Source organism: Brevundimonas sp., from assembly GCF_029945885.1.
GTDB lineage: Bacteria > Pseudomonadota > Alphaproteobacteria > Caulobacterales > Caulobacteraceae > Brevundimonas.
In genome coordinates, this window is record NZ_JAQSDK010000004.1 from 61,047 (window position 1) to 84,076 (window position 23,030).

Here is a 23,030-nt window from a genome sequence, read left to right on the forward strand (position 1 = left end):
CACATGACCGAGATCCTCGCTTCGCCCGCTGTCGACGGTGGCGACGCCCTGCGCCCCGTGACGGGTCCGCGGCGTCTGTTCATCAAGACCTACGGTTGCCAGATGAACGTCTACGATTCCGAACGGATGGCCGATGTGCTGCGTCCGCTCGGCTATGAGACGACTGACACCGCCGAGGGCGCGGACTTCGTCATCCTCAACACCTGCCATATCCGCGAACGGGCCGCCGAGAAGGTCTATTCCGAGCTCGGCAAGCTGAGGGAGATGAAGCAGGATCGCGCCGCCGCCGGGCGGGGGGCCATGACCATCGCCGTCGCCGGCTGCGTCGCCCAGGCCGAGGGCGAGGAGATCATGCGCCGCCAGCCTGCCGTCGACCTGGTGGTCGGGCCACAGGCCTATCACCAGCTGCCGGAACTGCTGACCCGCACCGCCCGGGCCCGGGGCGAGCGGATCGGGGCCGATTTCGCGCCCAACGCCAAATTCGACGCCATGACGTCCGAGCGGATCGGTCCGCGCGGGGTCACCGGCCCGACAGCCTTCCTGACCGTGCAGGAAGGCTGCGACAAATTCTGCACCTTCTGTGTCGTGCCCTATACGCGCGGCGCGGAATGGTCGCGGCCGGTGGCCGACATCCTGACCGAGGCCCGGGCCCTGGCCGAGCGGGGCGTGCGCGAGATCACCCTGCTGGGCCAGAACGTCAATGCCTACAACGGCGCGGGCGCGGATGGTGCGCCCTCGACCCTGGCCCGTCTGGCCCATGCCCTGGCGGAAATCCCCGGTCTGGACCGGCTGCGCTATACGACCAGCCACCCCAATGACATGAGCGCCGACCTGATCGCCGCCCATGGCGAGCTCGACGTCCTGATGCCCTATCTGCACCTGCCGGTGCAGTCCGGCTCGGACCGGATCCTGCGGCTGATGAACCGCAAGCACGGACCGAAGACCTATCTCGACGTCATTGACCGCATCCGCGCGGTCCGGCCCGACATCGCCATTTCCGGCGACTTCATCGTCGGCTTCCCCGGCGAAACCGACCGGGATTTCGAGGACACCCTGACCCTGGTGCGGCAGGTCAACTATGCCTCGGCCTTCTCCTTCATGTATTCGCCGCGCCCGGGCACGCCGGCCGCCGCCATGGCCGCCCAGGTGCCGGACGCGGTCGCCCGCGAGCGACTGCATGCGCTGCAGGCCCTGCTGTTCGAACAGCAGACGGCCTTCAACGCGGCCCAGGCGGGCAAGACCCTGCCGGTCCTGTTCGAGCGCAAGGGGCGTAATCCGGGCCAGGCCATCGGCCGGTCCCCCTATCTTCAGTCGGTGCACGTCGACAACGGGGAGCATCTGCTCGGCCAGATCGTTGCCGTCCAGATCGAGAGCGGCCAGCAGAACAGTCTGGCGGGTCGCATTATCCAGCAGAAGGCGGCCTGATGGCGCGTGAGTCCGAGTTCCTGACCCTTGATGACCGGGCCCTGCGGGCCGTGATCGGTCCCAACAGCCGCCATGTCGCCCTCATCGAGGATGCCTTCAAGGTGCTGGTCGAGGCCCCCGGCGGCGGGGTGTCGATCAACGGCTCGGCCCGCGACCGGGCCAATGCCCGGCAGGTGATCGAATCCCTGGCCAAGCGCGCCGACAAGGGGGCCGAGGTGACCGAGGCCGATGTGCGCGCCATCATGGGCACGATCCGTGGTGGCGGCGTCAACGCCGACCCCATGGCCCTGCCGGTCGGCAAGCGCGGGGCCATCGTGCCCAAGACCAATGCCCAGGCCCGCTATCTGGAGATTCTGGCCCGCTGCGAGCTGAGCTTCGGCGTCGGCCCGGCCGGGACCGGCAAGACCTTCCTCGCCGCCGCCTACGGGGCCTCCCTGCTGCGGCGCGGTCAGGTCGATCGTCTGGTCATCACCCGGCCCGCGGTCGAGGCCGGCGAGAAGCTGGGTTTCCTGCCCGGCGACCTGAACGAGAAGGTCGATCCCTATCTGGCTCCGATCTGGGAAGCCCTGAATGACATTCTCGGCCCCGAGGACGTGCAGCGTCGTCGCGACAAGGGCGAGATCGAGGCGGCCCCGATCGCCTTCATGCGCGGCCGCACCCTCAGCCACGCCTTCGTCATCGTTGACGAGGCCCAGAACACCTCGCGGCTGCAGATGAAGATGGTGCTGACCCGTCTGGGGGAGGGGGCCCGGATGGTGGTCACCGGCGACCCCAGTCAGATCGACCTGCTGAACCCCCGCGATTCCGGCCTGGCCCATGCCCTGCGCATCCTGCGCGATGTGAAGGGGGTCGGGGTGCTGGAATTCGAGGCCCAGGACGTGGTTCGTCACGCCATGGTCGAACGGATCGTGCGCGCCTATGACGCCGATGCCGCCCAGGATCGGCCCCGGCCGGATCTTGAGGAGCGGGCGGCCCGATGATCGAGATTGTCGAGGATGACGCGGACGGCTGGTCCGCCGTCGGTGCGGACCTGTCCGGCGTGGTCGAACGCGCCGCCACGGCCGCGCTCGGCCGGGTCGAGGGCGAGGTGGTGGTGCTGCTGACCGACGACGCCGGCGTGCAGGACCTGAACGCCCGGTTCCGCGGCAAGGATACGCCGACCAATGTCCTGTCCTTTCCGGCCGCCGAGGGGGCCGGGGATCTGCTGGGCGACATCGCCCTGGCGTCGGGGGTCTGCCGGGCCGAGGCCGCGGCCCAGGGCAAGACCCTGTCCGACCATCTGAGCCATCTGGTGGTGCATGGCGTCCTGCATCTGCTGGGCCGCGATCATGAGGACGATGTCGAGGCCGAGGCGATGGAGGCCGAGGAGCGGTCGATCCTTGCCAGCCTCGGGGTCGCCGACCCATACAGGTCCGATGTTCAAGCCTGATCCGAACCACCCCCGCCACAGTCTGATCGTCCGCTGGGTCCGTATCGGACTGGCGCTGCTGGCCGGTGTGGCCACGGCGCTGGCCCATCCGCCGTTCGGCATCCTGCCGGGCCTGCTCGGCTATCCGCTGCTGCTGCTTCTGGCCGAACGCTCGACCACGGCGCGCGGGGCCTTCTGGATGGGCTGGCTGGCCGGATTTGCCTATTTCTTCATCGGCTGCTGGTGGGTGGCCGAGGCCTTTCTGGTCAATCAGGATCAGGCCTGGATGGCCCCGTTCGCGGCCAGCCTGCTGCCGATGGGCCTGGGTCTGTTCTGGGGGGCGGCGACGGTTCTGTATCGTCGGATCGCCCCCGCCGGCGTCTACCGGGTTCTGGTCTTCGCCGCCTGTTTCGCCCTGCTGGAATGGCTGCGCGGTCATGTCCTGACCGGCTTTCCGTGGAATCCGGCCGGGGCCAGCTGGAAGGCGGGCTCGGCCATGTCCCAGTTCGCCGCCGTGGCCGGTGTCTACGGCCTCGGCTTCGTCACCGTAGCCGCCGTCTCGGCCTTCGCCCTGCTGCGCGGGCCGGAATCCCGCCGCGACCGGGTCGCCGGCGTCGCGGCCGGGGTGCTGGTCCTGGCCGCCCTCTGGACAGGCGGAGCGATCCACCTGGCCCAGGCCCGGCTGCAGTTCACCGACACCCTGGTGCGGATCGTCCAGGCCGATGTGCCCCAGGAGTCCAAATGGACGCCGGAAGCCTATCAGGGCATCGTTGACCGCTATGTGAACCTGACCGCCCGGCCCGGCGACCGGGTTCCGGATGTGGTGATCTGGCCCGAGGGGGCCCTGCCGGCCACCGCCAATGAGGTTTTCGGGGCCGGTTCGCCCGATGCCGTCGCCATCGCCCGGGCCATGCGGCCCGGCCAGACCCTGCTGGTCGGTCTCGGCCGGGGCGAGGCCGATGTCACGGCCGAGGGCGCCGCACGCTATTTCAACAGCCTGTTTGTTCTCCAGGACGAGGGTGAGGCCGGGCTGCGGATCACCGCCATCTACGACAAACACCGTCTGGTACCTTTCGGAGAATACCTGCCGATGGGCCGGTTGATGAGCCGGCTCGGCGTGCGCAGCCTGGTGCATGTGCCGGCGGACTTCAGCCCCGGCCCCTGGCCGGCCGCGATCGCCGTGCCCGGCGCGCCGCCGGCCCAGCCGCTGATCTGCTACGAGAGCCTCTATCCGGGTTTCACCGCGGGGGGAGACGACCGGCCCGGCTGGATCGTCAATGTGTCGAACGACGCCTGGTTCGGCCGTACTTCCGGGCCGCTGCAACATCTGAACCTGGCCAGTTACCGGGCGATCGAGACGGGGCTGCCCGTCGTGCGATCCACGCCGACGGGTGTGTCGGCGATGATCGATCCCTGGGGGCGGATCGTTGCGAATGACCGTCTCGATCCCGGTGAGAGCGGCGTCATTGACGCCCTGCTGCCACAACCTGCGGCGATCACCCTCTTTGGCCGGGTCGGTGACCTGCTGTTCTGGCTGGCGGTTCTCGGCAGTCTCGGTTTCGCGCTGCCCCGGCCCGGCATCCGCCGCCGGCCGGCTCCGTCTCAGGCATGAGGATTTCTCTGATTTTGGATGACAGCCAGCGCCTGTGGGCGCATTGCAAAGATATCTGATAGAAAAAGGGCGCTGAGTTATAGCGATGGCGAGAGGCGGCGGCGAGGATGGTCCCCATCCGGTAGATCGGCATGTTGGCCGGAGAGTGTGCGAAAAACGGATCAGTCTGGGCTACAACCAGAGTGACCTCGGGCGAGCCCTTGGTCTCACCTTCCAGCAAATCCAGAAATATGAAAAAGGCGCGAACCGGATCTCGGCTTCGAAGCTCTGGGATATCGCCCGTTTCTTCAAGGTCGACATCGGCTATTTCTTTGAAGGGCTGAACCAGGTTGCCGGCGGAGTCGGTGAGGGCGGAACCCCCGCCTTCGACCACGACTTCCCCTCGACCCGCTACACCATCGAGATGTCGCGCCTGGCTCCCAAACTGTCGACCCGGCATCAGAAGCTGGCGCTCGAACTGGTTCGCGAGCTGAGCGAAAACGCTTCGGACAGCACCGCCGACTAGGTGTCTCAGGACGGGGGCGTCGACGCGCCGGTCCGGCCAAACGTCGGGGCGCGGGCCTTCTGTTCGGCCCAATAGGCGGCCCCGTCGTCCGGCTTGAACATGGTACGCGGCGTACCGTCCCGGGCCGCGACGGCGAAGGTGTTGGTCGCCGGCTCGTAGTACAGGACATCCCCGTTCGGACGGCGAACCGTTTCGACCCCGCGCGGCGGTCTGTCGACGAAGGCCCGCATGCTGGCCAGATAGTCACCCGACGAGCGCGCCCCGAACGCGGCACCATTGCGCTGGAACAGCCGTTCCACCTTGGCGTCGACGGTTTCGCGCCGGCCGGTCGTCACCGGCTGCCGGTCCGGCTCCGTTCCGACGGGCGAGGCGGCGGGCCCCGTCCCACCGGTCAGGGATACGGCCTCCCCGGTCCGGTCCCGGGTCTCGACGGCCGACCCGCCGTTGTCGCAGCCGCCGGGTCCGACGCTCAGCAGAAGTCCCGCGGTAATCATGACACCCATGGCAACAGGGTTGCGTGCCATGTTTCCCTCCATGCGTTAATAATGATCCACTCATAGTTGAAATCATCTGTTGCTGCAATGTTCCCGTCGGGACGCTTGCGTCTCGACGCCGTCACCTGCCGTCGCTAGAGGAGCGGGATGTCCGAGGTCTCGTTGAACACCCGCAGGATCCTGCTGATCGTCGGGGGCGGTATCGCCGCCTACAAGGCGCTGGAGCTGGTTCGCCTGTTGCGCAAGGCCGGGGCCGAGGTGAGGGCCGTGCTGACCGACGGTGGGGCGCAGTTCGTGACCCCCCTGTCGCTGGCGGCCCTGACCGGCCATCCGGTGCATCAGGCCCTGTTCTCGCCGGATGACGAAACCACGATGGGCCATATCGAGCTGTCGCGCTGGGCCGATCTGGTGGTCGTGGCCCCGGCCACGGCGGGCCTGATCGCCAAGGCGGCCAACGGTCTGGCCGACGACCTCGCCTCGACCACCCTGCTGGCGACCGACAAACGGGTCCTGATGGCCCCGGCGATGAATGTGCGCATGTGGCAGCACCCGGCGGTCCAGGCCAATGTCGCGCGTCTCGGGGGCTTCGACGGCCTGCACGGCGTGGCCCTGGTCGGGCCGGACGACGGCGAGATGGCCTGTGGCGAATTCGGTCCGGGCCGCATGGCCGAGCCGGCGGCGGTCTTCGCGGCGATCCGCACCCTGCTGGCCGATGCCGGGGGGCGGCCGCTGGCCGGGCGTCGCGCGGTGGTGACAGCGGGGCCGACCTTCGAACCGATCGACCCGGTCCGGGGCCTGACCAATCGCTCCAGCGGCAAACAGGGCTATGCCATTGCCGCCGCCCTCGCCGAGCGCGGGGCCGAGGTGACCCTGATTTCGGGGCCTGTGGGGCTGGACGCGCCCGACGGCGTGCATCGGGTCTGGGTCGAGACGGCGGTCGAGATGAAGGTGGCGGTTGATGCGGCCCTGCCGGCCGATATTGCGGTGATGAGCGCCGCCGTCGCCGACTGGCGCGTCGACGGCGTGGCCAGTGGCAAGATCAAGAAGGCCCCCGGCGGCCCGCCGTCCCTGGCCCTGATCGAAAATCCCGACATCCTGGCGGGCCTGTCCGCGCCCGGCCCGAAACGGCCCGCCCTGGTGATCGGCTTCGCCGCCGAAACCAGGGATCTCGAGGAGAATGCCCGGGCCAAATTGTCCCGCAAGGGCTGCGACTGGATCATCGGCAATGACGTGTCTGACGATGTGTTCGGGGCCGACAGCAATTCCGTGACCCTGTTCCGGCGCGGCGTGGCCGACGAGATCTGGCCGCGCCAGTCGAAGGCGGATGTCGCCCTCACCCTCGTCGACCGGATCGTCGACCATTTCGCCTGACCCGACCGGAGCCTGCCGTCCATGACGACCGTGCATATCGAACGCCTGCCCCATGCCGCGGGCCTGCCACTGCCGGCCTATGAGACCGCCGGCTCGGCCGGGATGGACCTGCGGGCCGCGCTCGCCGACGACCAGCCCCTGACCCTGGCCCCGGGCGCGCGCGCCCTGGTGCCGACCGGGCTGAAGATCGCGCTCGAGGCGGGCTATGAGGCCCAGGTGCGTCCGCGCTCGGGTCTGGCGCTCAAACACGGCATCACCTGTCTGAACGCGCCCGGGACGGTCGACAGCGACTATCGCGGGGAGGTGGGGGTGATCCTGGCCAACCTGGGGTCCGAACCCTTCGTCATCCGCCGGGGCGAGCGCATCGCCCAGATGGTTATCGCCCGCTACGCCCAGGCGACCATGGTCGCGGTCGAGTCCCTGGATGAAACCGCGCGGGGCACAGGCGGTTTCGGCTCGACCGGACGCTAAGCGGAGCCATTAGGCCGGGGCCGCGTTAACCCTCCGTCCCGCCAAGCTCGGCTTTGGGAAGGAGAACTGCGTATGGAGTCCCTGTTCGATTCGATCGGTGCGTTTCTGACCGGCCTGTTCAACCTCGCCCAGGGCGGGTTCGACGGCGTCAACCAGGTCATGGGTCTGTTGATCGCGGTGATCGCGGCGCTGATCATGACCGGCTGGAGCCGCCTGTGGGCGACCGCCCTGGGGGCCGCCTTTATCCATATTCTGATCGGCGTCGTTCGGCCCATGCTCGACGGCGGGGCCCTGGTCCTGCCGGCCCTGCTCAGCCTGGACTTCTGGATGACCGTCCTGGCCCTGTTCCTGGGCTATGCGATCGTCATTGCGGTCTTCTTCTTCATCCGGACCCTGGTCACCGGTGGAGCCCACGGACGTCGTCGCGCCGCCCATTGATCCGGGGGGGGGCGGGTTTGCCGCCCGCCCCGGATCAGGCCTGACGAAAGCCCAGGACGTCCTGCATGTCATAGAGGCCCGGCGGACGGCTGCGGACCCAGGCGGCGGCGGCCACGGCCCCGCGCGCGAACAACGACCGGTCGATCGCCTTGTGGCTGAGCGACAGGACCTCGTCCTCCGAGGCGAAAATCACCGTATGTTCGCCGACGATGCCGCCGGCCCGGATCGCGGCAAAGCCGATCCGGCCCGTCTCGCGCTCGCCGGTGATGCCGTCATAGGGCGGGCTTTTCAGGGCAGACAGATCCGAGCCGCGACCGACGGCGGCGGCCTCACCCAGCATCAGGGCCGTGCCCGAAGGGGCGTCGACCTTGCGGCGGTGGTGGGCCTCCAGCACCTCGATGTCCCAGTCCCGGGCATCAAGGCGCAGGGCCGCATGTTCGACCAGGCCGATCAGGACATTGACGCCCAGCGAAAAATTGCCGCTGCGGACGATGGCCACGCGGGCGGCGGCGGCGGTCAGTTCGACCTCCTGGGCCTCGCTGAACCCGGTCGAGCCGATCACCAGGGCAGGGCCGCCCCGTTCGGCGCAGGTCCGGGCCAGGGCGATCGAGGAGTCCGGGGTGGAGAAATCGATGATGACGTCGCACAGGCTGAGATCGGCGGTCTCGCCCCGGTCGAACCGGGCTGCGACCACCACGTCCTCGCGGGCATCCAGAACCTGGGACACGGCGCGACCCATCCGACCCCGGGCCCCCGAAATCCCGGCGTGGAACAGGGCGGTCACGCCGTGGTTTCTTTCGATCCCGGGCCGGAGCCGGCGGGCGGAGAGTCGCCACCGAGGATATCGGCCCAGAAACGTTTGGCCTTGCCGGCGAAATTCGAATTGCGGGGGCTCTGATCGGCACCGAAGGTGGCGGCCAGCTCATCCATCAGCTCGCGCTGGCGGGGTGTCAGATCGGTCGGGGTCTCGACGAACAGTTCGACCAGAAGGTCGCCACGCTGGCGGCCGTTCAGATGGGGCATACCCTTGCCCTTGATGCGGACCGTCTTGCCGGTCTGGGCCCCGGCGGGGACCTGGACCCGCGCCTTGCACTGGCCGTCGCAGGCTTCGGACACCAGGCAGGGGGCGTCGATCTCGCCGCCCAGGGCCGCCGTGGTCATCGGCACGGGCACGGTCACCAGCAGATCAAGATTGTCACGCTCGAACAGTTCGTGCGGCGTGACCGACAGGAAGACATACAGGTCGCCGCGCGGTCCGCCGCGCAGGCCGGCGTCACCCTCGCCCGACAGGCGGATACGGGAGCCGTCGTCGACCCCGGCCGGGACCTTCAGGGACAGTTTGCGGGTTTTGCGCACCTGGCCGTGGCCGTGGCAGCTGGTGCAGGGCTCGGCGATCATCTGACCACCGCCGCCGCAGCGGGGGCAGGTGCGTTCGACCTGGAAGAAGCCGTTGGCCTGGCGCACGCGGCCGGCACCCTGACAGGTGGTGCAGGTGACCGGCTTGGTGCCCTTCTTGGCCCCGGAACCCTCGCAGCTGTCGCAGGTCGCGGTCGAGGGGACGCCGATCTCGACGTCGGCCCCGCGATAGGCCTGTTCCAGGGTGATCTCGAGGTCGTAGCGCAGGTCGGAGCCGCGGCGCGGGCCGCTCTGCTGCTGGCGACCGCCGCGGCCGCCGAACACGTCACCGAAGGCGTCGCCGAAGACCTGGGAGAAGATGTCGTTGACGTCGTGGAAGCCCTGCTGGCCACCACCGCCGCCACCGCCGTTGACCCCGGCATGGCCGAACCGGTCATAGGCGGCGCGCTTCTGTTCGTCCGACAGGACCGTATAGGCCTCGGAGATCTCCTTGAAGCGGGCCATGGATTCATCACAGCCGCCGTTGCGGTCGGGATGGTGTTCCATCGCCAGCTTGCGATAGGCCGATTTCAGCCCGGGCGCGTCGATCGTGCGTTCGACGCCCAGAATTTCGTAATAATCACGCGCCATCAGGCGTTTGTCCTCTTACCCCTGGCCGACGGAGCGCGCCTCTTGGCGGGCGCGGATCCGGATCGGTCGACCCCACTGACATGGGGGCCGGGTCAAATGATGCAAGTTTCATGCAAAGGCCCCGCCTGCCGGCTGACAAGCGGGGCCCTTTTCATGCTGGCGGCCTGATCAGGCGCTCTTCTTCTCGTCGTCGTTGTTGTCACCTTCGCCCGAGACTTCCTCGAACTCGGCATCGACCACACCGTCGTCGGCGGGGGCCTCATCGGCCGCGCCTTCGCCCTGCTGGTTGGCGTACATCGCCTCGCCCAGCTTCATCGAGGCCTGGACCAGGGTGTTGGTCTTGGTCCGGATGTCCTCGGCGTCGGTGCCGTCCTTGGCCGCCTTCAGCTCGGTCAGGGCGGTTTCGATCGCCGCCTTTTCGTCCGCGCCGACCTTGTCGCCGTGTTCAGCCATGGCCTTTTCGGTCGAATGGACCAGGCTGTCGGCCGCATTGATGGCCTCGACCAGATCCTTGCGGGTCTTGTCGGCGGCGGCGTTGGACTCGGCTTCCTTGACCATCTTCTCGATGTCGGCGTCCGACAGGCCGCCGTTGGCCTGGATCCGGATCGACTGTTCCTTGGCGGTCGCCTTGTCCTTGGCGGTCACGTGAACAATGCCGTTGGCATCGATGTCGAAGGCGACCTCGATCTGCGGCATGCCGCGCGGTGCCGGCGGAATGCCCATCAGGTCGAACTGACCCAGGACCTTGTTGTCCGCCGCCATCGGCCGTTCGCCCTGGAAGACCCGGATGGTCACGGCCGACTGGTTGTCGTCGGCGGTCGAGAACACCTGGCTCTTCTTGGTCGGGATGGTGGTGTTGCGCTCGATCAGCGGGGTGAACACACCGCCCAGGGTCTCGATGCCCAGGGTCAGGGGAGTCACGTCCAGCAGCAGCACGTCCTTGACGTCGCCCTGCAGCACGCCGGCCTGGACCGCGGCCCCGAGCGCCACGACCTCATCCGGGTTCACACCCTTGTGCGGCTCCTTGCCGAAGAATTTCTTCACGGCTTCCTGGACCATCGGCATCCGGGTCATACCGCCGACCAGAACCACCTCATCGATGTCCGAGGCCTTGAGGCCCGCGTCCTTCAGCGCCTTGGCGCAGGGCTCGATGGTGCGCTGGACCAGGTCGTCGACCAGGGCTTCCAGCTTGGCGCGCGACAGCTTGATGTTCAGGTGCAGCGGGCCCGAGGCGTTCATGGTGATGAACGGCAGATTGACCTCGTACTGGGTCGTGGAGCTGAGCTCCTTCTTGGCTTTTTCAGCCTCTTCCTTCAGGCGCTGCAGGGCCAGTTTGTCGGACCGCAGGTCGACGCCCTGTTCCTTCTTGAACTCATCGGCCAGGTAGTCGACCAGACGCAGGTCGAAATCCTCACCGCCGAGGAAGGTGTCGCCATTGGTCGACTTCACCTCGAACACGCCGTCGCCGATCTCGAGGATCGAGACGTCGAAGGTGCCGCCGCCCAGGTCGTAGACGGCGATCTTCTGGCCTTCGTTCTTCTCGAGACCATAGGCCAGGGCGGCCGCGGTCGGCTCGTTGATGATGCGCAGCACCTCGAGACCGGCGATCTTGCCGGCGTCCTTGGTCGCCTGACGCTGGGCGTCGTTGAAATAGGCCGGAACGGTGATGACGGCCTGGGTCACGGTCTCGCCGAGGTAGGCCTCCGCGGCCTCCTTCATCTTGCCGAGGGTGAAGGCCGAAATCTGCTGCGGCGAATAATCCTTGCCGTTGGCGCGCACCCAGGCGTCGCCGGTCGGACCCTTGACGATCTCGTAAGGGACCATCTTCTTGTCCTTGGCCACCACCGGATCATCGAAATTCCGGCCGATCAGACGCTTGATCGCGAACAGGGTGTTGGTGGGATTGGTCACCGCCTGGCGGCGGGCCGGCTGGCCGACGAGAGTCTCGCCGCCGTCCTGGATGGCCACGACCGAGGGGGTCGTGCGGTTACCTTCCGCGTTTTCGATGACCTTGGGATTCTTGCCGTCCATGACGGCAACGCACGAGTTGGTCGTGCCGAGGTCGATGCCGATGATCTTGGCCATGGGCTCTTTCTTTCACTCCAGCGGCGGGCGATGCGGCGGCCTTCAAGAAGCGCGGCACAGGATCGCCCCCATACGGTTCAGGGGTCAGGGTGGTCCGGTCAGTCAGCTCCGCGACGTGTGGGGCCTTATCCGGTTGTTGCGGATATGGGAAAGACCTCAGGGGTCGCAAGGGCTTCGTGACGACGCAAGACGATTCCGGGGCCGATTTCCTCCCTGTTCCGGCCGGTTTTTGCGGGCGAACGGGTGCGCGACGTGCCAGGAAGCCGGGGATGGAGACGTCCGGTCAGCTTGAGACGGGTCTGCAAGGCTTCCGGTACTGGCCGGGTGCCCTGGAGCCGCTGGACCAGATCCGCCTGCTGGCCGAGGTCCGGGCGGTCGTGGCCGAGGCCCCCCTCTATCGCCCCGAGACCCCCGGCGGACGACCGTTTTCCGTGCAGATGACCAATTGCGGGCCGCTGGGCTGGGTCTCCGACCGCACGGGCTATCGCTATCAACCCCTGCATCCGGCGACCGGACGGCCCTGGCCGGCGATCCCGCCGATGTTGCTGGCGCTGTGGGACCGGCTGGCGGGCGCGGATGCGCCGCCGGATGCCTGTCTGGTCAATCTGTACCGGGGTCCGGCGCGGATGGGCCTGCATCAGGACCGGGACGAGGCGGACCTGACCGCTCCGGTCCTGTCGGTCTCGCTCGGCGATACCGCCGTCTTCCGCATCGGCGCAGCCGACGGGGGACCGACCCGCAGCCTGCGGCTGGCGTCGGGCGATGTCTGCGCCCTGACCGGGGCGGCCCGGCTGGCGCGTCACGGAGTCGACCGGGTGATTCCGGGGTCGTCGTCATGCGTCCCGGGCGGCGGCCGGATCAACCTGACCCTGCGTCGCGCCGCCGGGTTCAGGGTTTCGTGACTCGACGCCGGCCCGGTGCGCGGTCACTGTCCCGGCTCACAATCCTGCCCGGAGCCCTGCTGATGTCTGTGTTGATCCGGCCCGAGGGCCAGACGTCCAATGATTTCCGATTCAGCCGCCGTGCGGTCGGCGGCCTGTTCTTCGCCGGCTATGCCACAGCGGCCCTGGCCCAGGACGCCCGTCCCGTCACGACCAGCGCCGCCGGCCTGGTGACCGCGGACGTCACCTATCCCGCCCCCGACGGCTTCGACCTGCCGGCCTACGTCGCCCGGCCCGAGGGGGACGGTCCCTTTCCGCTGGTCATCGTCGTGTCCGAGATCTTCGGCGTGCACGAATACATCCGCGACATCTGTCGTCGCCTCGCCCGGGCCGGCTATGCGGCGGTCGCTCCGGCCTTCTTCGTCCGGGTCGCGGATCCGGCCCCCCTGGCCGACATGCAGCAGATCCAGGCCATCGTCGCCGCCGCCGGCTATGAGCAGGTGATGGGCGATGTCGCCGCCACCCTGGACTGGGCCAGCCAGCAACTCTGGGCCAATAGCGAACGGGTCGGGATCACCGGCTTCTGCTGGGGCGGCAAGGTGGTCTGGCAGGCTGCGGCGCGGTTCGCGGCGATCGACGCCGGCGTGGCCTGGTACGGCCGGCTCGCCCCGCCCGAGGGGGCGACGGCCGAGCAGTTGGCGTCGGGCGCGCCCTGGCCGGTCGATCTGGCCAGCGACCTGAAGGGTCAGGTCATCGGCCTCTATGGTGAAGCCGACCGGGGCATCCCGCTGTCGAGTGTCGAAACCATGCGGCTGGCCCTGGCCCGGGCCGGGGCCACGGGCGACGAGATCACCGTCTATCCCGGGGCACCGCACGGCTTTCACGCCGACTACCGGGCCAGCTACACACCCGCCGCCGCGGCGGACGGGTGGAGCCGGCTGCTCGCCCTGTTCGACGCCCGGCTGAAGGCCTGATCTCAGGCGGTTTCGTCGAACCGGCCGCCGGTCTCGTCGGCCTTGTCATAGGGGTTGGCGGCAGGACCGGATCCGGCAGCCGGACCAGACCCCTTGGTGGCCACAACCACCATGGCCGGGCGCACGGTGCGGCCGAACAGGGCGAAGCCGGGCTGCAGCGTCTGGACCACCGTTCCACCGGCGACCGTGTCCGAGGGCTGTTCCATCACCGCCTGGTGCTGGTGCGGATCAAAGGTCTCGCCGGCTTCGGGGGCGACCCGCTTCAGGCCGTTGGCGTCAAAGGCCGACAGCAGGGATTTCTCGATCAGCTCCAGGCCGGTCACCAGATTGGTGGCCACCGGGTCGGCGTCGCGCGGCGCGGCGGTCAGGGCCCGCTGCAGGCTGTCGGCCACGCCCAGCAGGTCCTTGGAGAAACGCTGGATGGCATAGGCGCGCGCGTCGTTCATCTGGCCTTCGGCGCGGCGGCGGGTGTTGTCGGCCTCGGCGGCCGCGCGCAGGGCGCGGTCCTTCCACTCATCGCGCTCGGCGATCAGGGCGTCGATCGGGCCGAGTCCGTCGTCGGGGGCCTCGGTGCCGCTCGCCTGGGCGATGTCGGCTTCCAGTTCGGTATCGATGGGGTTGTCGTTAATGTCGCTCACGTGTCCTGTCCGTCCAGCATTCTTCCCAGTACCCGGGCGGTATAGTCCACCAACGGGATCACCCGGGCATAATTCAGTCGCGCGGGGCCGATGACGCCGATGGCACCGACGACCCTCTGTCGGCCCGTCATATAGGGTGCTGCGATCACGGCGGAACCCGACAATGAAAACAACCGTGTTTCAGCCCCGATAAAAATGCGCACCCCCTGGGCTTCGGAGACGCCATCCAGCAGGCCGATCAGCTGTTCCTTCTGCTCCAGATCGTCGAACAGGACCCGGACCCGCTCCAGGTCCTCGGCGGTCTCGCGGTCCTGCAGCAGATTGGCGCGGCCGCGTACGATCAGTGACCGTTCGCGTTCGGCCCCGCCGGACCAGGCCGCCATACCATCCTCGACCAGACGGGCAGCGGCGGCGTTCAGGGCCTGGCGGGCGGCAGCCAGTTCGGCCCCCATCTCGCTGCGGGCCTCGGCCAGCGGGCGGCCCTTGAGCCGGGCATTGAGGAAGTTCGACGCCTCCTGCAGGGTCGAGGGGGTGACCCCGGCCGCCAGCGGCATGATCCGGTTCTCGACCGAGCCGTCGTCCCCGACCAGCACCGCCAGGGCCTGGTCGTGGCCGAGGGCGACGAATTCGACGTGTTTGACCCCGGCGTCGCGCACCGGCGAGGCGACGATACTGGCTCCGCCGGCCAGGCCCGACAGCAGGTTGGAGGCCTCGTCCAGCGCCTCTTCGAAGCCGCGCCCGCGTCCGGCCAGCCGACCGTCGATCTCGCGCCGTTCCTCGCTGCCGATATCGCCGATCTCGAGCAGGCCGTCGACGAACAGCCTCAGGCCGGCATGGGTGGGGATGCGGCCGGCGGAACTGTGCGAGGCGGCCAGCAGCCCGGCCAGGGTCAGGTCCTGCATGGTGTTGCGGATCGAGGCCGGCGACAGATGGACCCCGCCGCGCGACAGGGTCCGCGAGCCGACCGGGTCGCCGGTCTCGAGATAGGATTCGACGATGCGGCGGAAGATGTCGCGGGCCCGGCCGTCAAGCGCAGCCAGTCCGCCCCCCGCGGCGAGGGGGGTGGGGCCGAACGGCGAACGGTTGGGGGCATACAGGCTCACCCTTTCAGGATAAGCAGCGCCGCTCCCGCTTGCCAGAAGGAACGTCAAATGACCTCGATCCGTCCCTCGGAACGTCAACCCGATCAGCTTCGTACCGTGACGCTGGAAACCGGCGTCAACCGCTATGCCGAGGGCTCCTGCCTGGTGACGTTCGGCCATACGAAGGTTCTGGTCACGGCCTCGGTCGAGGACAAGGTGCCCGGCTGGATGCGCAACACTGGCCAGGGCTGGGTCACGGCCGAATACGGCATGCTGCCGCGGGCGACCCACACCCGGGGCCGGCGCGAGGCCGCCAGCGGCAAGCAGAGCGGCCGCACCCAGGAGATCCAGCGCCTGATCGGCCGCTCGATGCGGGCTGTGGTCGACATGAAGGCCCTGGGCGAGCGCCAGGTGGTGCTGGACTGCGATGTGATCCAGGCCGACGGCGGCACCCGGACGGCGGCCATCACCGGGGCCTGGGTGGCGATGGCCAGCGCCTTTGACTATCTGCGCGCCGAGGGGGTGATGAAGACCGATCCGATCCTCGACCAGGTCGCGGCCGTGTCCTGCGGCGTGTTCAACGACCTGCCGGTGCTGGACCTCGACTATGAAGAGGACTCCAACGCCGAGGCCGATTCCAACTTCGTCCTGACCGGAACCGGCCAGATCGTCGAGATCCAGGCCACCGGGGAAAAGCGCGGCTTCACGCGGCCCGAGTTCGACCGGCTGTTCGAGCTGGCCGAGATCGGCTGTACGGACCTGTTCGCCCTGCAGCGGGCGGCCCTGAAGCGCCAGGCCTGACCCGTCGCGGCCCCGGCTTTTCGCCCCGGGGTATCACTGTGTGCCGAAGCGGGGCATCGTGCGCGGTCGCGATCGATCCGGAGAGTCCGCCATGCGTCTTGTCCCCGCCTTCGCCGCCCTGGCCTTCCTGACGCTGGCGACAGCCTGCAAGCCCGCGGCCGAGGTCCCGGTCGATGCGACCGCTGTCGCCCCGGAATTGACCACGGTCATGCCGGTTGACGCCCCGCCGCAGGAGGAGATCGACCCCGCCCTGGCCCCGGCGGTCACCCTGGTCCCGACCATTCCGGCCGCTGAGCCCGGCAGCTGTCTTGAAGGGGTCGGGGCCGCCGCCGCCGCCCGGCTGGTCGAACGCTGTATCCAGGTCAGCCCGGCGACCCATCCGCCCTGCAATGCCCAAAACAGCTGCGCGATGATCCGGGACGAGATCGACCGGGCCTGTGCGATGTACGGGCCGGACGAGACCCGGCCGCCGGAATGTACGGCCTGATCGAGGCCTGGCCTCAGATCGCGCTGCGCGGCCGCAGCCAGTCCATGACGACTTCGTGGGCGGCCCGATCATAGACCCCCCGGGTGCCGGACAGTGGGGTCTGGTCCTGTTCGCTCGCGATCCAGCGCGGTACGCCTTCGGGGCGGAAACCGAAGCGGTCCCGGAAGGCCCGGACGAAGACAGTCTCACTGGTGAACCCCTGCTGGGTGGCGATTTCGGCCAGTGGCGGCAGGGGTCCGTGATGCATGCGGATCGAGATATAGGCCCGGTCCAGCCGCCGGCGCAGGATACTGGCCTGGACACCGCCGGTGGTTTCGAACGCCCGGTACAGGCTGCTGCGCGAAACACCGAGCGCGCTGGCGATCCGGGCGGTATCGATCGGCCCACTGGACAGCTGAACGTCGATGAGGCGCATCGTGCGATGACGGATGGTGCGATGAACCGCTTCGGCCTGGAGGGGCGTGATCGCGCCGGCCTGCCCCAGAAAGCGTTCCGCGATGACGAAGGTCGCCTCCATCGCCGCGACCCCCTCGTCCTCGGACAGGTCGTGGGCGACATCGCAGAGGGTGCGCAGGTGGGAATTGACCAGCCGCGCGCCGGGGCTGGCCGCCGGCAGGGTCAGGCCGTGCAGACCCCGTCCCGGCAGCCAGGACGGCAGGCTGGTACGCGGCACCAGCAGGTTGATACAGTCGATGCCATCGCTGCGCGTGGTCGACGGACGGGCCAGGTCGCGGAACTGCACCGTCCCGGCCGCGGCATCCAGGTTGCGACCGTCGCAATCGCCGATCGACCGGGTCTGGTTGATGATGACGCTGATGTGGTCGATGCCTGACCGCGCGATCTGGTCCGGGCCGCGCTTCAGGGTCTGGGGCACGGATCGGGCCCAGGCGATCGAGCCGGTGCCAAGCCGGTAGGCGGTGGTGCGGCTGCTGAAGCCGGTGGCCCCTCCACCGGCGACCCCGGAAACGTCATAGAGATCGGCGATCGACTGGCGATAGCCGTCAAAGGCTCCCGGACGGTCGTCGGACGACAGCGACCAGGCAACGCTGATGGGGCCGGACCGGGAACCTGGCTGATCGCCCAAGGGAACACGCGATGATTGAGCGACCGCTGATGCCGGCCATCATCAGCTATTGCAGAAAATTTCCAGCGGGGAAATGAGGAGTTTCAACGTTTACCTTGGGAAAGGGTCCGGGTTTTCAGTAGCTTCACCATATGGCTCCCGGCGGGCATGGGGCGGGCTCAAGCCCGCCATGTTTCGGCGAAAACACGCTGGAAATTCGCGCCCAGGACTTTTTCAACGACCCGGACGGGGTAGCCGCGTTCCAGCAGGGCCCGGGCGATGAGGGCCGGCCGGTCCGGCCGGTTCAGGCCGGTGACGAACGGAGGGCGTCCCTCGCCGGGGGCGGCCACGCCGGCGGCGGCGCGGGCAGCGATCGAGGCGTCCCACTGGGCCATACTGTCGGCCGAGGTGTCGAAGGCGGTCAGCAGGGCATCGCTGCCGATGCCCACATGGTCCTCGCCGCAGACCGACAGGGCATGAATCATATGGGCCAGATAGTCGTCCAGGGACTGCTGCGCCGGGCCGGGGCTGATGTAGCTGAGCCCGTAGATTCCGACGATGCCGCCGCTGTCGGCGACAGCCTTCAGAACCGCGTCACTCTTGTTGCGCGGATGCGGGTGGACCGCATCGCAGCCGGCATGGGTGACGGCCACCGGGCGGACCGAGGCGGAAATGGCCCCCAGGGTTGAGCGTTCGTCCGCATGGCTGAGGTCCAGGGTGACCCCCAGGGAGTTCATCCGGGCCACGGCCTCGTGGCCCAGCGCGGTCAGGCCGGATGAGGGCTGGGGCACCATGACGCCCGAGGCGAAGGGCGAGACCGTATTGTAGCCCAGCTGCATGACCCGCACCCCGCGGGCGCTGAAATGGTCGATAGTCTCCAGCCGGCCGTCCAGCATCTCCGCAGCCTCGAACGAATAGATGACGCCGACCCGGCTGGTGCGTCGGGCCAGCAGCAGGTCGTCGGCTGTCCGGATCTTCATATAGACGTCGGGACTGAGGCTGATCGCCGTATCGAAGGCCGTGAGGTCGGTATTGACCTCATCATAGCCGCCGGCCGATCCGCCGATGGTCATCTTGAAGGCGGTCAGGCCCGACGATCGCACCTGTTCCGCCGTGGCAGGATCCAGCGCCGCGGTATCGTCGAACGGGCCGACCAGATTGCCGTCGATCACCATCGCGTTCCGGTACAGGCGGGCGAATGCGTCATCGCTTGCCGATTCGCCCCGGGCGACCGGCGCGGCGCGCACGCCGCCGGGCACCAGGGCGGTCACGAGGGAGGCGGCGACAAGCGCCCGTCTGTTCGGCATCCAGGACATGTCAGGGACCTTCTCGGCCGGCGACCTGCCGACGCGTGGAATATGTAGGTGGCTACATATCTGGTCAACCCGGTTTTTGCAGGGGGGGATCGATGCGGTCGCTGATGCGGTCGAACATGGATTTGCGGGCCAGGGCGTCATCGAGCCGGTCCAGCGCCGCAACGACATCGCCGGCCTCGGCGTTCAGGTCCGCCGCGGCGGCGTTGAAGGCATCCCACAGGGGGGTCAGGCGTTCGACCAGTTCATGTCCGGCCGGGGTCAGGGACAGGCTGCGCCGACGCGCGTCCGCCGGGTCGGCTGTCGAGCGGATAATCCCCGCCTTTTCCAGCGAACGGCAGGCCTGGCTGACCGAGACATGGGTGATGCGGATCGTCGAGGCGAGTTCACCGACCGAGGCTGACCCCTTCAGGATCAACTGGTTGAGGATGCCGAACCAGCGCTGTTCGAAGGCCACGCCCCGCGCGGCGTAAATTCGGGTGCCGTCACCGTCGAGCCGCTCCGACAGCCGTCTCAGCCGCGCGCCGAGCGCCTGGCCGCCCTTGCTGCGGCTGTAGTCGTCGGTCGGGCGATCGTCCGGGGCTGTCTCGTCCTTGGCCATCGGTGACAGATAGCGGCGGCACTGCCGACCGCCAATCACAAAGGGTCCGGCCGGTTCGGGAATGATCGGGCTTGACCAAGTTAGATGATTAGCTAATCATTGAGCTATGAACCGGGTATTCAAGGCACTGGCTGATCCGACGCGCCGCAGGGTGCTGGAACTGTTGCGGGCGCAACCGATGACGGCCGGGGCCCTGTGCGACCATTTCCCGGTCTCGCGGCCGACCATGTCCGCCCATTTCACCGTCCTGCGCGAGGCTGACCTCGTCGACAGCCACAAACAGGGCACCACCGTTACCTACCGCCTCAAATTGTCGGTGCTGGAAGAGGCCCTGCTCGGCTTTTCCCAGACCTTCGGAATCGGTGCCGGGGGCACGGCGCATGCGGTGCCGACCGAGACCGGTTCGCCGGTCGACCTCTCCAGTAAAGGACCTGTCCCATGACCCTGAAGCGCCTGTTTCCCGCCCTGATTCTCGTCGGACTCCTGCTGGCTGTGGCCGGCGGGCTGCGCCTGGTCGAGAGCCAGGGTCTGATCGATGCCGACACCGCCCGGCGCGGCGTCCAGGTGGCCATCGGCCTGGTGCTGGCGGCCTTCGCCAACCGGATGCCCAAACAGGTCGGTCGCTGGCGTGGTGTCCTGGCGGACGCCCGCGAACGGCGGGCGCTCCGGGTCGGGGGCTGGTCCCTGACCCTCGCCGGCCTGGCCCATGCCGGGCTGTGGGCCTTTGCGCCCCTGGCCGTCGCCGACGTCGTGGCCATGGCGGTGGTCGCCACGGCAACCCTGGTCACCCTGGGCTTCGCCCTCTGGTCGATGGCCCTGTGCCGCGCGACCGACCCGGGTTCGGCCCCCTCCTGAACCCGCCCATCCGCACCCCATGAAAAAGGCCCCGCCGTTCCCGGCGGGGCCTTCGTCAATTCAGACCGGAGACCGGTCCGATCGTGTCCTAGTCGCGACGCGGACGGCTACGACCGCGGTCACCGCCACCGCCTTCACGCTTGCGGCCACCGCCGCCGGTGTCCTCGGTCAGCGCCGGCTCACCCCGTTCGGCGCGATCGGCGTTGATCTTGTCGGTCAGGTCCTCACCGGTGGTCTGGTCGACGACCTTCATCGACAGCTTGGTCTTGCCGCGATCGTCGAAGCCGAGGAATTTCACTTTGACTTCCTGGCCTTCGGACAGGACGTCAGCCGGATTGGCGACGCGTTCCAGGGCGATCTGGGACACGTGAACCAGACCGTCCTTGGCCCCGAAGAAATTCACGAAAGCGCCGAAGTCGACGACCTTCACGACCTTGCCGGAATAGATCATGCCGGGCTCGGGTTCGGACACGATCGACGAGATCCAGGCCTTGGCGGCATCGATCTTTTCCTGGTCGGAGGCGGCGATCTTGACGGTGCCGTCGTCTTCGATGTTGACCTTGGCACCGGTTTTTTCGACGATTTCGCGGATGATCTTGCCGCCGGTGCCGATGATGTCGCGGATCTTGTCGGTCGGAACCTTGATGGATTCGATCTTGGGCGCGTACTCACCGAGTTCGGTGCGGGCACCGTCGATCGCCTTGTCCATCTCGTCGAGGATGTGCAGACGGCCGGCCGAGGCCTGGGCGATCGCCTTGCGCATGATCTCTTCGGTGATGCCGGCGACCTTGATGTCCATCTGCAGGCTGGTGATGCCCTCGCGGGTACCGGCCACCTTGAAGTCCATGTCGCCGAGGTGATCTTCGTCACCCAGGATGTCGGACAGGATGGCGAACTCGCCCGACGGCTCGAGGATCAGGCCCATGGCGATGCCGGAGACCGGACGGATCAGCGGCACGCCCGCGTCCATCAGCGCCAGCGACGAACCGCAGACCGTGGCCATCGAGGACGAGCCGTTGGACTCGGTGATCTCGGACACCAGGCGGATGGTGTAGGGGAAGTCTTCCGCCGACGGCAGCATCGGACGGATGGCCCGCCAGGCCAGCTTGCCGTGACCGATTTCCCGACGGCCCGCGCCGCCCATCCGGCCGGTCTCGCCGACCGAATAGGGAGGGAAGTTGTAATGCAGCAGGAATTTCTCTTTGTAGGTCCCGGCCAGGGCGTCGACGTATTGCTCGTCCTCGCCGGTGCCCAGGGTGGCGACCACGATGGCCTGGGTCTCACCGCGGGTGAACAGGGCCGAACCGTGGGTGCGCGGGAAGACGCCGACTTCCGAGACGATCGAACGCACCTTGTCGAGGGCGCGGCCGTCGACGCGATGGCTGTTGTCGATGATGTCGCGACGCAGGACGTTGGCTTCGCATTCCTTGAAGGCCACGCCGAACCGCGAGGCGTCGACGCCGTCGGGGTTCTCGTCGGTCTTCACCAGGGCAGCGGAGGCCTTCTTCTTGGCGGCGCCGACCGCTTCGTGGCGGGCGTGTTTGGCGGCGTGGGTATAGGCGGCCTTGATGTCGTCGCCGACCAGCTTCTTGATGTCGGTGACGATGGCGGAGACGTCGTCGGCCTGGAAGTCGAAGGGCTCCTTGGCGGCGTGCTCGGCCAGGTCGATGATCGCGTCGATCACCGGCTGCATGCCGCGATGCGCGAACATCAGGGCGTTGAGCATGATGTCTTCCGACAGCTCCTTGGCCTCGGACTCGACCATCATCAGCGCGTCCTGGGTGCCGGCGACGACGAGGTCGAGCTGGCTGTCCGGAAGCTGGTCGAGGGTCGGGTTGAGGACGAACTCACCGTCGATATAGCCGACGCGCGCGGCACCGATCGGGCCCATGAACGGGACACCGGAGATGGTCAGGGCGGCCGAGGCGGCGATCATGCCCAGGACGTCCGGATCGTTTTCCATGTCGTGCTGCAGCACGGTGATGACGACCTGGGTCTCGTTCTTGAAGCCCTTGACGAACAGCGGGCGGATCGGACGGTCGATCAGGCGGGAGACCAGGGTCTCCTTCTCGGTCGGACGACCTTCACGCTTGAAATAGCCACCCGGGATCTTGCCGGCGGCGAAGGTCTTTTCCTGGTAGTTGACGGTCAGGGGGAAGAAGTCGAGGCCGGGCTTGGGCGCGCGGCCGTAGACGACCGTGGCGAGCACGACGGTCTCGCCGTAGGTGGCCAGAACGGCACCGTCGGCCTGGCGGGCGATACGGCCCGTCTCCAGCGTCAGCGGGCGTCCGGCCCAGTCGATCGTCTTGCGTTTGATATCGAACATGTTTTGTCTTTCGTCGTCCCGCGGGCGGATTCCGCGCGGGGTCCCATAATCGGGTGGAGCGTCGGGCGTTCAGTCCTTCGATCCGGAGGTCGCCGCGCCATCGCGGAAGACCCGGGAGTAAAAGAGGACCGGTCTGGCCCTCGCGTCATGCGCCGGAGAACAGCCTGCGGCGCGCAGGTCGACACTGGGTGCGGAACGAGGCGCGGACGTGACC

At 68.1% G+C, this 23,030-nt stretch carries 24 protein-coding genes; 14 read left to right on the forward strand and 10 right to left on the reverse strand.

What is annotated here, in order from left to right; all coding sequences use genetic code 11:
- Positions 1 to 3 precede the first annotated feature (3 nt).
- The 5 genes from miaB (at position 4) to PSV00_RS02885 (ending at position 4,950) form a co-directional block, all read left to right on the forward strand.
- The gene (gene miaB, locus PSV00_RS02865) at positions 4 to 1,425 is read left to right on the forward strand and encodes a tRNA (N6-isopentenyl adenosine(37)-C2)-methylthiotransferase MiaB (RefSeq protein ID WP_300444625.1); all 1,422 of its coding nucleotides are present in this window, start codon (positions 4 to 6) and stop codon (positions 1,423 to 1,425) included.
- The gene (locus PSV00_RS02870; protein WP_300444627.1) at positions 1,425 to 2,405 is read left to right on the forward strand and encodes a PhoH family protein; all 981 of its coding nucleotides are present in this window, start codon (positions 1,425 to 1,427) and stop codon (positions 2,403 to 2,405) included. The genes miaB and PSV00_RS02870 overlap by 1 nt, the downstream gene beginning before the upstream one ends.
- Complete coding sequence (gene ybeY, locus PSV00_RS02875; protein WP_300444630.1) at positions 2,402 to 2,854, forward strand: rRNA maturation RNase YbeY; 453 nt, start codon at positions 2,402 to 2,404, stop codon at positions 2,852 to 2,854. Before PSV00_RS02870 ends, ybeY begins: the two co-directional genes overlap by 4 nt.
- On the forward strand, positions 2,841 to 4,445 hold the full coding sequence (gene lnt, locus PSV00_RS02880) for an apolipoprotein N-acyltransferase (protein WP_300444633.1): 1,605 nt from the start codon (positions 2,841 to 2,843) through the stop codon (positions 4,443 to 4,445). Before ybeY ends, lnt begins: the two co-directional genes overlap by 14 nt.
- Positions 4,446 to 4,530: 85 nt before the next feature.
- Positions 4,531 to 4,950, forward strand: a complete 420-nt coding sequence (locus PSV00_RS02885; RefSeq protein WP_300444636.1) for a helix-turn-helix transcriptional regulator — start codon at positions 4,531 to 4,533, stop codon at positions 4,948 to 4,950.
- A gap of 5 nt (positions 4,951 to 4,955) precedes the next feature.
- On the opposite strand, the gene PSV00_RS02890 is transcribed toward PSV00_RS02885, so the two are convergent.
- The gene (locus tag PSV00_RS02890; protein ID WP_300444639.1) at positions 4,956 to 5,474 is read right to left on the reverse strand and encodes an S-type pyocin family protein; all 519 of its coding nucleotides are present in this window, start codon (positions 5,472 to 5,474) and stop codon (positions 4,956 to 4,958) included.
- A gap of 117 nt (positions 5,475 to 5,591) precedes the next feature.
- On the opposite strand from PSV00_RS02890, the gene coaBC reads away from it, so the two are divergent.
- The 3 genes from coaBC (at position 5,592) to PSV00_RS02905 (ending at position 7,724) form a co-directional block, all read left to right on the forward strand.
- The gene (gene coaBC / locus PSV00_RS02895) at positions 5,592 to 6,815 is read left to right on the forward strand and encodes a bifunctional phosphopantothenoylcysteine decarboxylase/phosphopantothenate--cysteine ligase CoaBC (RefSeq protein ID WP_300444642.1); all 1,224 of its coding nucleotides are present in this window, start codon (positions 5,592 to 5,594) and stop codon (positions 6,813 to 6,815) included.
- Positions 6,816 to 6,836: 21 nt separating this feature from the next.
- Entirely contained in the window at positions 6,837 to 7,286 is a 450-nt protein-coding gene (gene dut / locus PSV00_RS02900; RefSeq protein ID WP_300444644.1) for a dUTP diphosphatase, read from the forward strand.
- A 72-nt stretch (positions 7,287 to 7,358) separates the two neighbouring features.
- Complete coding sequence (locus PSV00_RS02905; protein WP_300444647.1) at positions 7,359 to 7,724, forward strand: hypothetical protein; 366 nt, start codon at positions 7,359 to 7,361, stop codon at positions 7,722 to 7,724.
- A gap of 34 nt (positions 7,725 to 7,758) precedes the next feature.
- Here the strand turns inward: PSV00_RS02905 and dapB are convergent, their stop codons facing one another.
- The 3 genes from dapB to dnaK all read right to left on the reverse strand — a co-directional run bounded on the left by dapB (position 7,759) and on the right by dnaK (position 11,795).
- Positions 7,759 to 8,508: a 4-hydroxy-tetrahydrodipicolinate reductase gene (gene dapB / locus PSV00_RS02910; protein WP_300444650.1), complete on the reverse strand. Its 750-nt coding sequence runs from the start codon at positions 8,506 to 8,508 to the stop codon at positions 7,759 to 7,761.
- Positions 8,505 to 9,710, reverse strand: coding sequence for a molecular chaperone DnaJ (gene dnaJ / locus PSV00_RS02915; RefSeq protein WP_300444652.1), 1,206 nt, complete (start codon positions 9,708 to 9,710; stop codon positions 8,505 to 8,507). The genes dapB and dnaJ overlap by 4 nt, the downstream gene beginning before the upstream one ends.
- A 168-nt stretch (positions 9,711 to 9,878) precedes the next feature.
- Entirely contained in the window at positions 9,879 to 11,795 is a 1,917-nt protein-coding gene (gene dnaK / locus PSV00_RS02920; RefSeq protein ID WP_300444655.1) for a molecular chaperone DnaK, read from the reverse strand.
- A gap of 269 nt (positions 11,796 to 12,064) precedes the next feature.
- On the opposite strand from dnaK, the gene PSV00_RS02925 reads away from it, so the two are divergent.
- Both PSV00_RS02925 and PSV00_RS02930 read left to right on the forward strand, forming a co-directional pair.
- Positions 12,065 to 12,697 (forward strand): alpha-ketoglutarate-dependent dioxygenase AlkB, encoded by a 633-nt coding sequence (locus PSV00_RS02925; protein ID WP_300444658.1) that lies wholly within the window; start codon positions 12,065 to 12,067, stop codon positions 12,695 to 12,697.
- A gap of 62 nt (positions 12,698 to 12,759) precedes the next feature.
- Positions 12,760 to 13,650 carry a dienelactone hydrolase family protein gene (locus tag PSV00_RS02930; RefSeq protein WP_300444661.1) on the forward strand — a complete coding sequence of 297 codons (891 nt, stop codon included), beginning with the start codon at positions 12,760 to 12,762 and terminating at the stop codon, positions 13,648 to 13,650.
- Positions 13,651 to 13,652: 2 nt separating this feature from the next.
- On the opposite strand, the gene grpE is transcribed toward PSV00_RS02930, so the two are convergent.
- Both grpE and hrcA read right to left on the reverse strand, forming a co-directional pair.
- Positions 13,653 to 14,279 carry a nucleotide exchange factor GrpE gene (gene grpE / locus PSV00_RS02935; RefSeq protein ID WP_300445159.1) on the reverse strand — a complete coding sequence of 209 codons (627 nt, stop codon included), beginning with the start codon at positions 14,277 to 14,279 and terminating at the stop codon, positions 13,653 to 13,655.
- Between the two features lie 5 nt (positions 14,280 to 14,284).
- Positions 14,285 to 15,328, reverse strand: a complete 1,044-nt coding sequence (gene hrcA, locus PSV00_RS02940) for a heat-inducible transcriptional repressor HrcA (protein ID WP_300445161.1) — start codon at positions 15,326 to 15,328, stop codon at positions 14,285 to 14,287.
- Positions 15,329 to 15,448: 120 nt separating this feature from the next.
- On the opposite strand from hrcA, the gene rph reads away from it, so the two are divergent.
- Together rph and PSV00_RS02950 are read left to right on the forward strand one after the other, a co-directional pair.
- Positions 15,449 to 16,171 carry a ribonuclease PH gene (gene rph / locus PSV00_RS02945; protein ID WP_300445163.1) on the forward strand — a complete coding sequence of 241 codons (723 nt, stop codon included), beginning with the start codon at positions 15,449 to 15,451 and terminating at the stop codon, positions 16,169 to 16,171.
- A 91-nt stretch (positions 16,172 to 16,262) separates the two neighbouring features.
- Complete coding sequence (locus PSV00_RS02950) at positions 16,263 to 16,658, forward strand: hypothetical protein (protein ID WP_300444664.1); 396 nt, start codon at positions 16,263 to 16,265, stop codon at positions 16,656 to 16,658.
- A gap of 13 nt (positions 16,659 to 16,671) precedes the next feature.
- On the opposite strand, the gene PSV00_RS02955 is transcribed toward PSV00_RS02950, so the two are convergent.
- The 3 genes from PSV00_RS02955 to PSV00_RS02965 form a co-directional block, all read right to left on the reverse strand.
- Entirely contained in the window at positions 16,672 to 17,742 is a 1,071-nt protein-coding gene (locus tag PSV00_RS02955) for a helix-turn-helix domain-containing protein (RefSeq protein ID WP_300444667.1), read from the reverse strand.
- A 158-nt stretch (positions 17,743 to 17,900) separates the two neighbouring features.
- A complete protein-coding gene (locus PSV00_RS02960; RefSeq protein WP_300444669.1) occupies positions 17,901 to 19,037 on the reverse strand; it encodes a membrane dipeptidase in 1,137 nt (378 codons plus the stop codon).
- A gap of 64 nt (positions 19,038 to 19,101) precedes the next feature.
- A complete protein-coding gene (locus PSV00_RS02965; RefSeq protein WP_300444672.1) occupies positions 19,102 to 19,674 on the reverse strand; it encodes a MarR family transcriptional regulator in 573 nt (190 codons plus the stop codon).
- A gap of 67 nt (positions 19,675 to 19,741) precedes the next feature.
- Here PSV00_RS02965 and PSV00_RS02970 point away from each other — a divergent pair, with 67 nt between their 5' ends.
- Together PSV00_RS02970 and PSV00_RS02975 are read left to right on the forward strand one after the other, a co-directional pair.
- On the forward strand, positions 19,742 to 20,077 hold the full coding sequence (locus PSV00_RS02970; RefSeq protein WP_300444674.1) for an autorepressor SdpR family transcription factor: 336 nt from the start codon (positions 19,742 to 19,744) through the stop codon (positions 20,075 to 20,077).
- Positions 20,074 to 20,490, forward strand: coding sequence for a hypothetical protein (locus PSV00_RS02975; protein WP_300444676.1), 417 nt, complete (start codon positions 20,074 to 20,076; stop codon positions 20,488 to 20,490). Before PSV00_RS02970 ends, PSV00_RS02975 begins: the two co-directional genes overlap by 4 nt.
- Before the next feature lie 88 nt (positions 20,491 to 20,578).
- On the opposite strand, the gene pnp is transcribed toward PSV00_RS02975, so the two are convergent.
- A complete protein-coding gene (gene pnp, locus PSV00_RS02980; RefSeq protein WP_300444679.1) occupies positions 20,579 to 22,816 on the reverse strand; it encodes a polyribonucleotide nucleotidyltransferase in 2,238 nt (745 codons plus the stop codon).
- Between the last annotated feature and the right edge of the window lie 214 nt (positions 22,817 to 23,030).

Excerpts from the sequence above, each read along its gene's own strand:
- miaB (WP_300444625.1), top strand. The coding sequence starts at position 4 with ATGACCGAGATCCTCGCTTCGCCCGCTGTCGACGGTGGCGACGCCCTG.
- PSV00_RS02870 (WP_300444627.1), top strand. The coding sequence starts at position 1,425 with ATGGCGCGTGAGTCCGAGTTCCTGACCCTTGATGACCGGGCCCTGCGG.
- ybeY (WP_300444630.1), top strand. The coding sequence starts at position 2,402 with ATGATCGAGATTGTCGAGGATGACGCGGACGGCTGGTCCGCCGTCGGT.
- lnt (WP_300444633.1), top strand. The coding sequence starts at position 2,841 with ATGTTCAAGCCTGATCCGAACCACCCCCGCCACAGTCTGATCGTCCGC.
- PSV00_RS02885 (WP_300444636.1), top strand. The coding sequence starts at position 4,531 with ATGGCGAGAGGCGGCGGCGAGGATGGTCCCCATCCGGTAGATCGGCAT.
- PSV00_RS02890 (WP_300444639.1), bottom strand. The coding sequence starts at position 5,474 with ATGGCACGCAACCCTGTTGCCATGGGTGTCATGATTACCGCGGGACTT.
- coaBC (WP_300444642.1), top strand. The coding sequence starts at position 5,592 with ATGTCCGAGGTCTCGTTGAACACCCGCAGGATCCTGCTGATCGTCGGG.
- dut (WP_300444644.1), top strand. The coding sequence starts at position 6,837 with ATGACGACCGTGCATATCGAACGCCTGCCCCATGCCGCGGGCCTGCCA.
- PSV00_RS02905 (WP_300444647.1), top strand. The coding sequence starts at position 7,359 with ATGGAGTCCCTGTTCGATTCGATCGGTGCGTTTCTGACCGGCCTGTTC.
- dnaJ (WP_300444652.1), bottom strand. The coding sequence starts at position 9,710 with ATGGCGCGTGATTATTACGAAATTCTGGGCGTCGAACGCACGATCGAC.
- dnaK (WP_300444655.1), bottom strand. The coding sequence starts at position 11,795 with ATGGCCAAGATCATCGGCATCGACCTCGGCACGACCAACTCGTGCGTT.
- PSV00_RS02925 (WP_300444658.1), top strand. The coding sequence starts at position 12,065 with ATGGAGACGTCCGGTCAGCTTGAGACGGGTCTGCAAGGCTTCCGGTAC.
- PSV00_RS02930 (WP_300444661.1), top strand. The coding sequence starts at position 12,760 with ATGTCTGTGTTGATCCGGCCCGAGGGCCAGACGTCCAATGATTTCCGA.
- PSV00_RS02950 (WP_300444664.1), top strand. The coding sequence starts at position 16,263 with ATGCGTCTTGTCCCCGCCTTCGCCGCCCTGGCCTTCCTGACGCTGGCG.
- PSV00_RS02960 (WP_300444669.1), bottom strand. The coding sequence starts at position 19,037 with ATGTCCTGGATGCCGAACAGACGGGCGCTTGTCGCCGCCTCCCTCGTG.
- PSV00_RS02970 (WP_300444674.1), top strand. The coding sequence starts at position 19,742 with ATGAACCGGGTATTCAAGGCACTGGCTGATCCGACGCGCCGCAGGGTG.
- PSV00_RS02975 (WP_300444676.1), top strand. The coding sequence starts at position 20,074 with ATGACCCTGAAGCGCCTGTTTCCCGCCCTGATTCTCGTCGGACTCCTG.
- pnp (WP_300444679.1), bottom strand. The coding sequence starts at position 22,816 with ATGTTCGATATCAAACGCAAGACGATCGACTGGGCCGGACGCCCGCTG.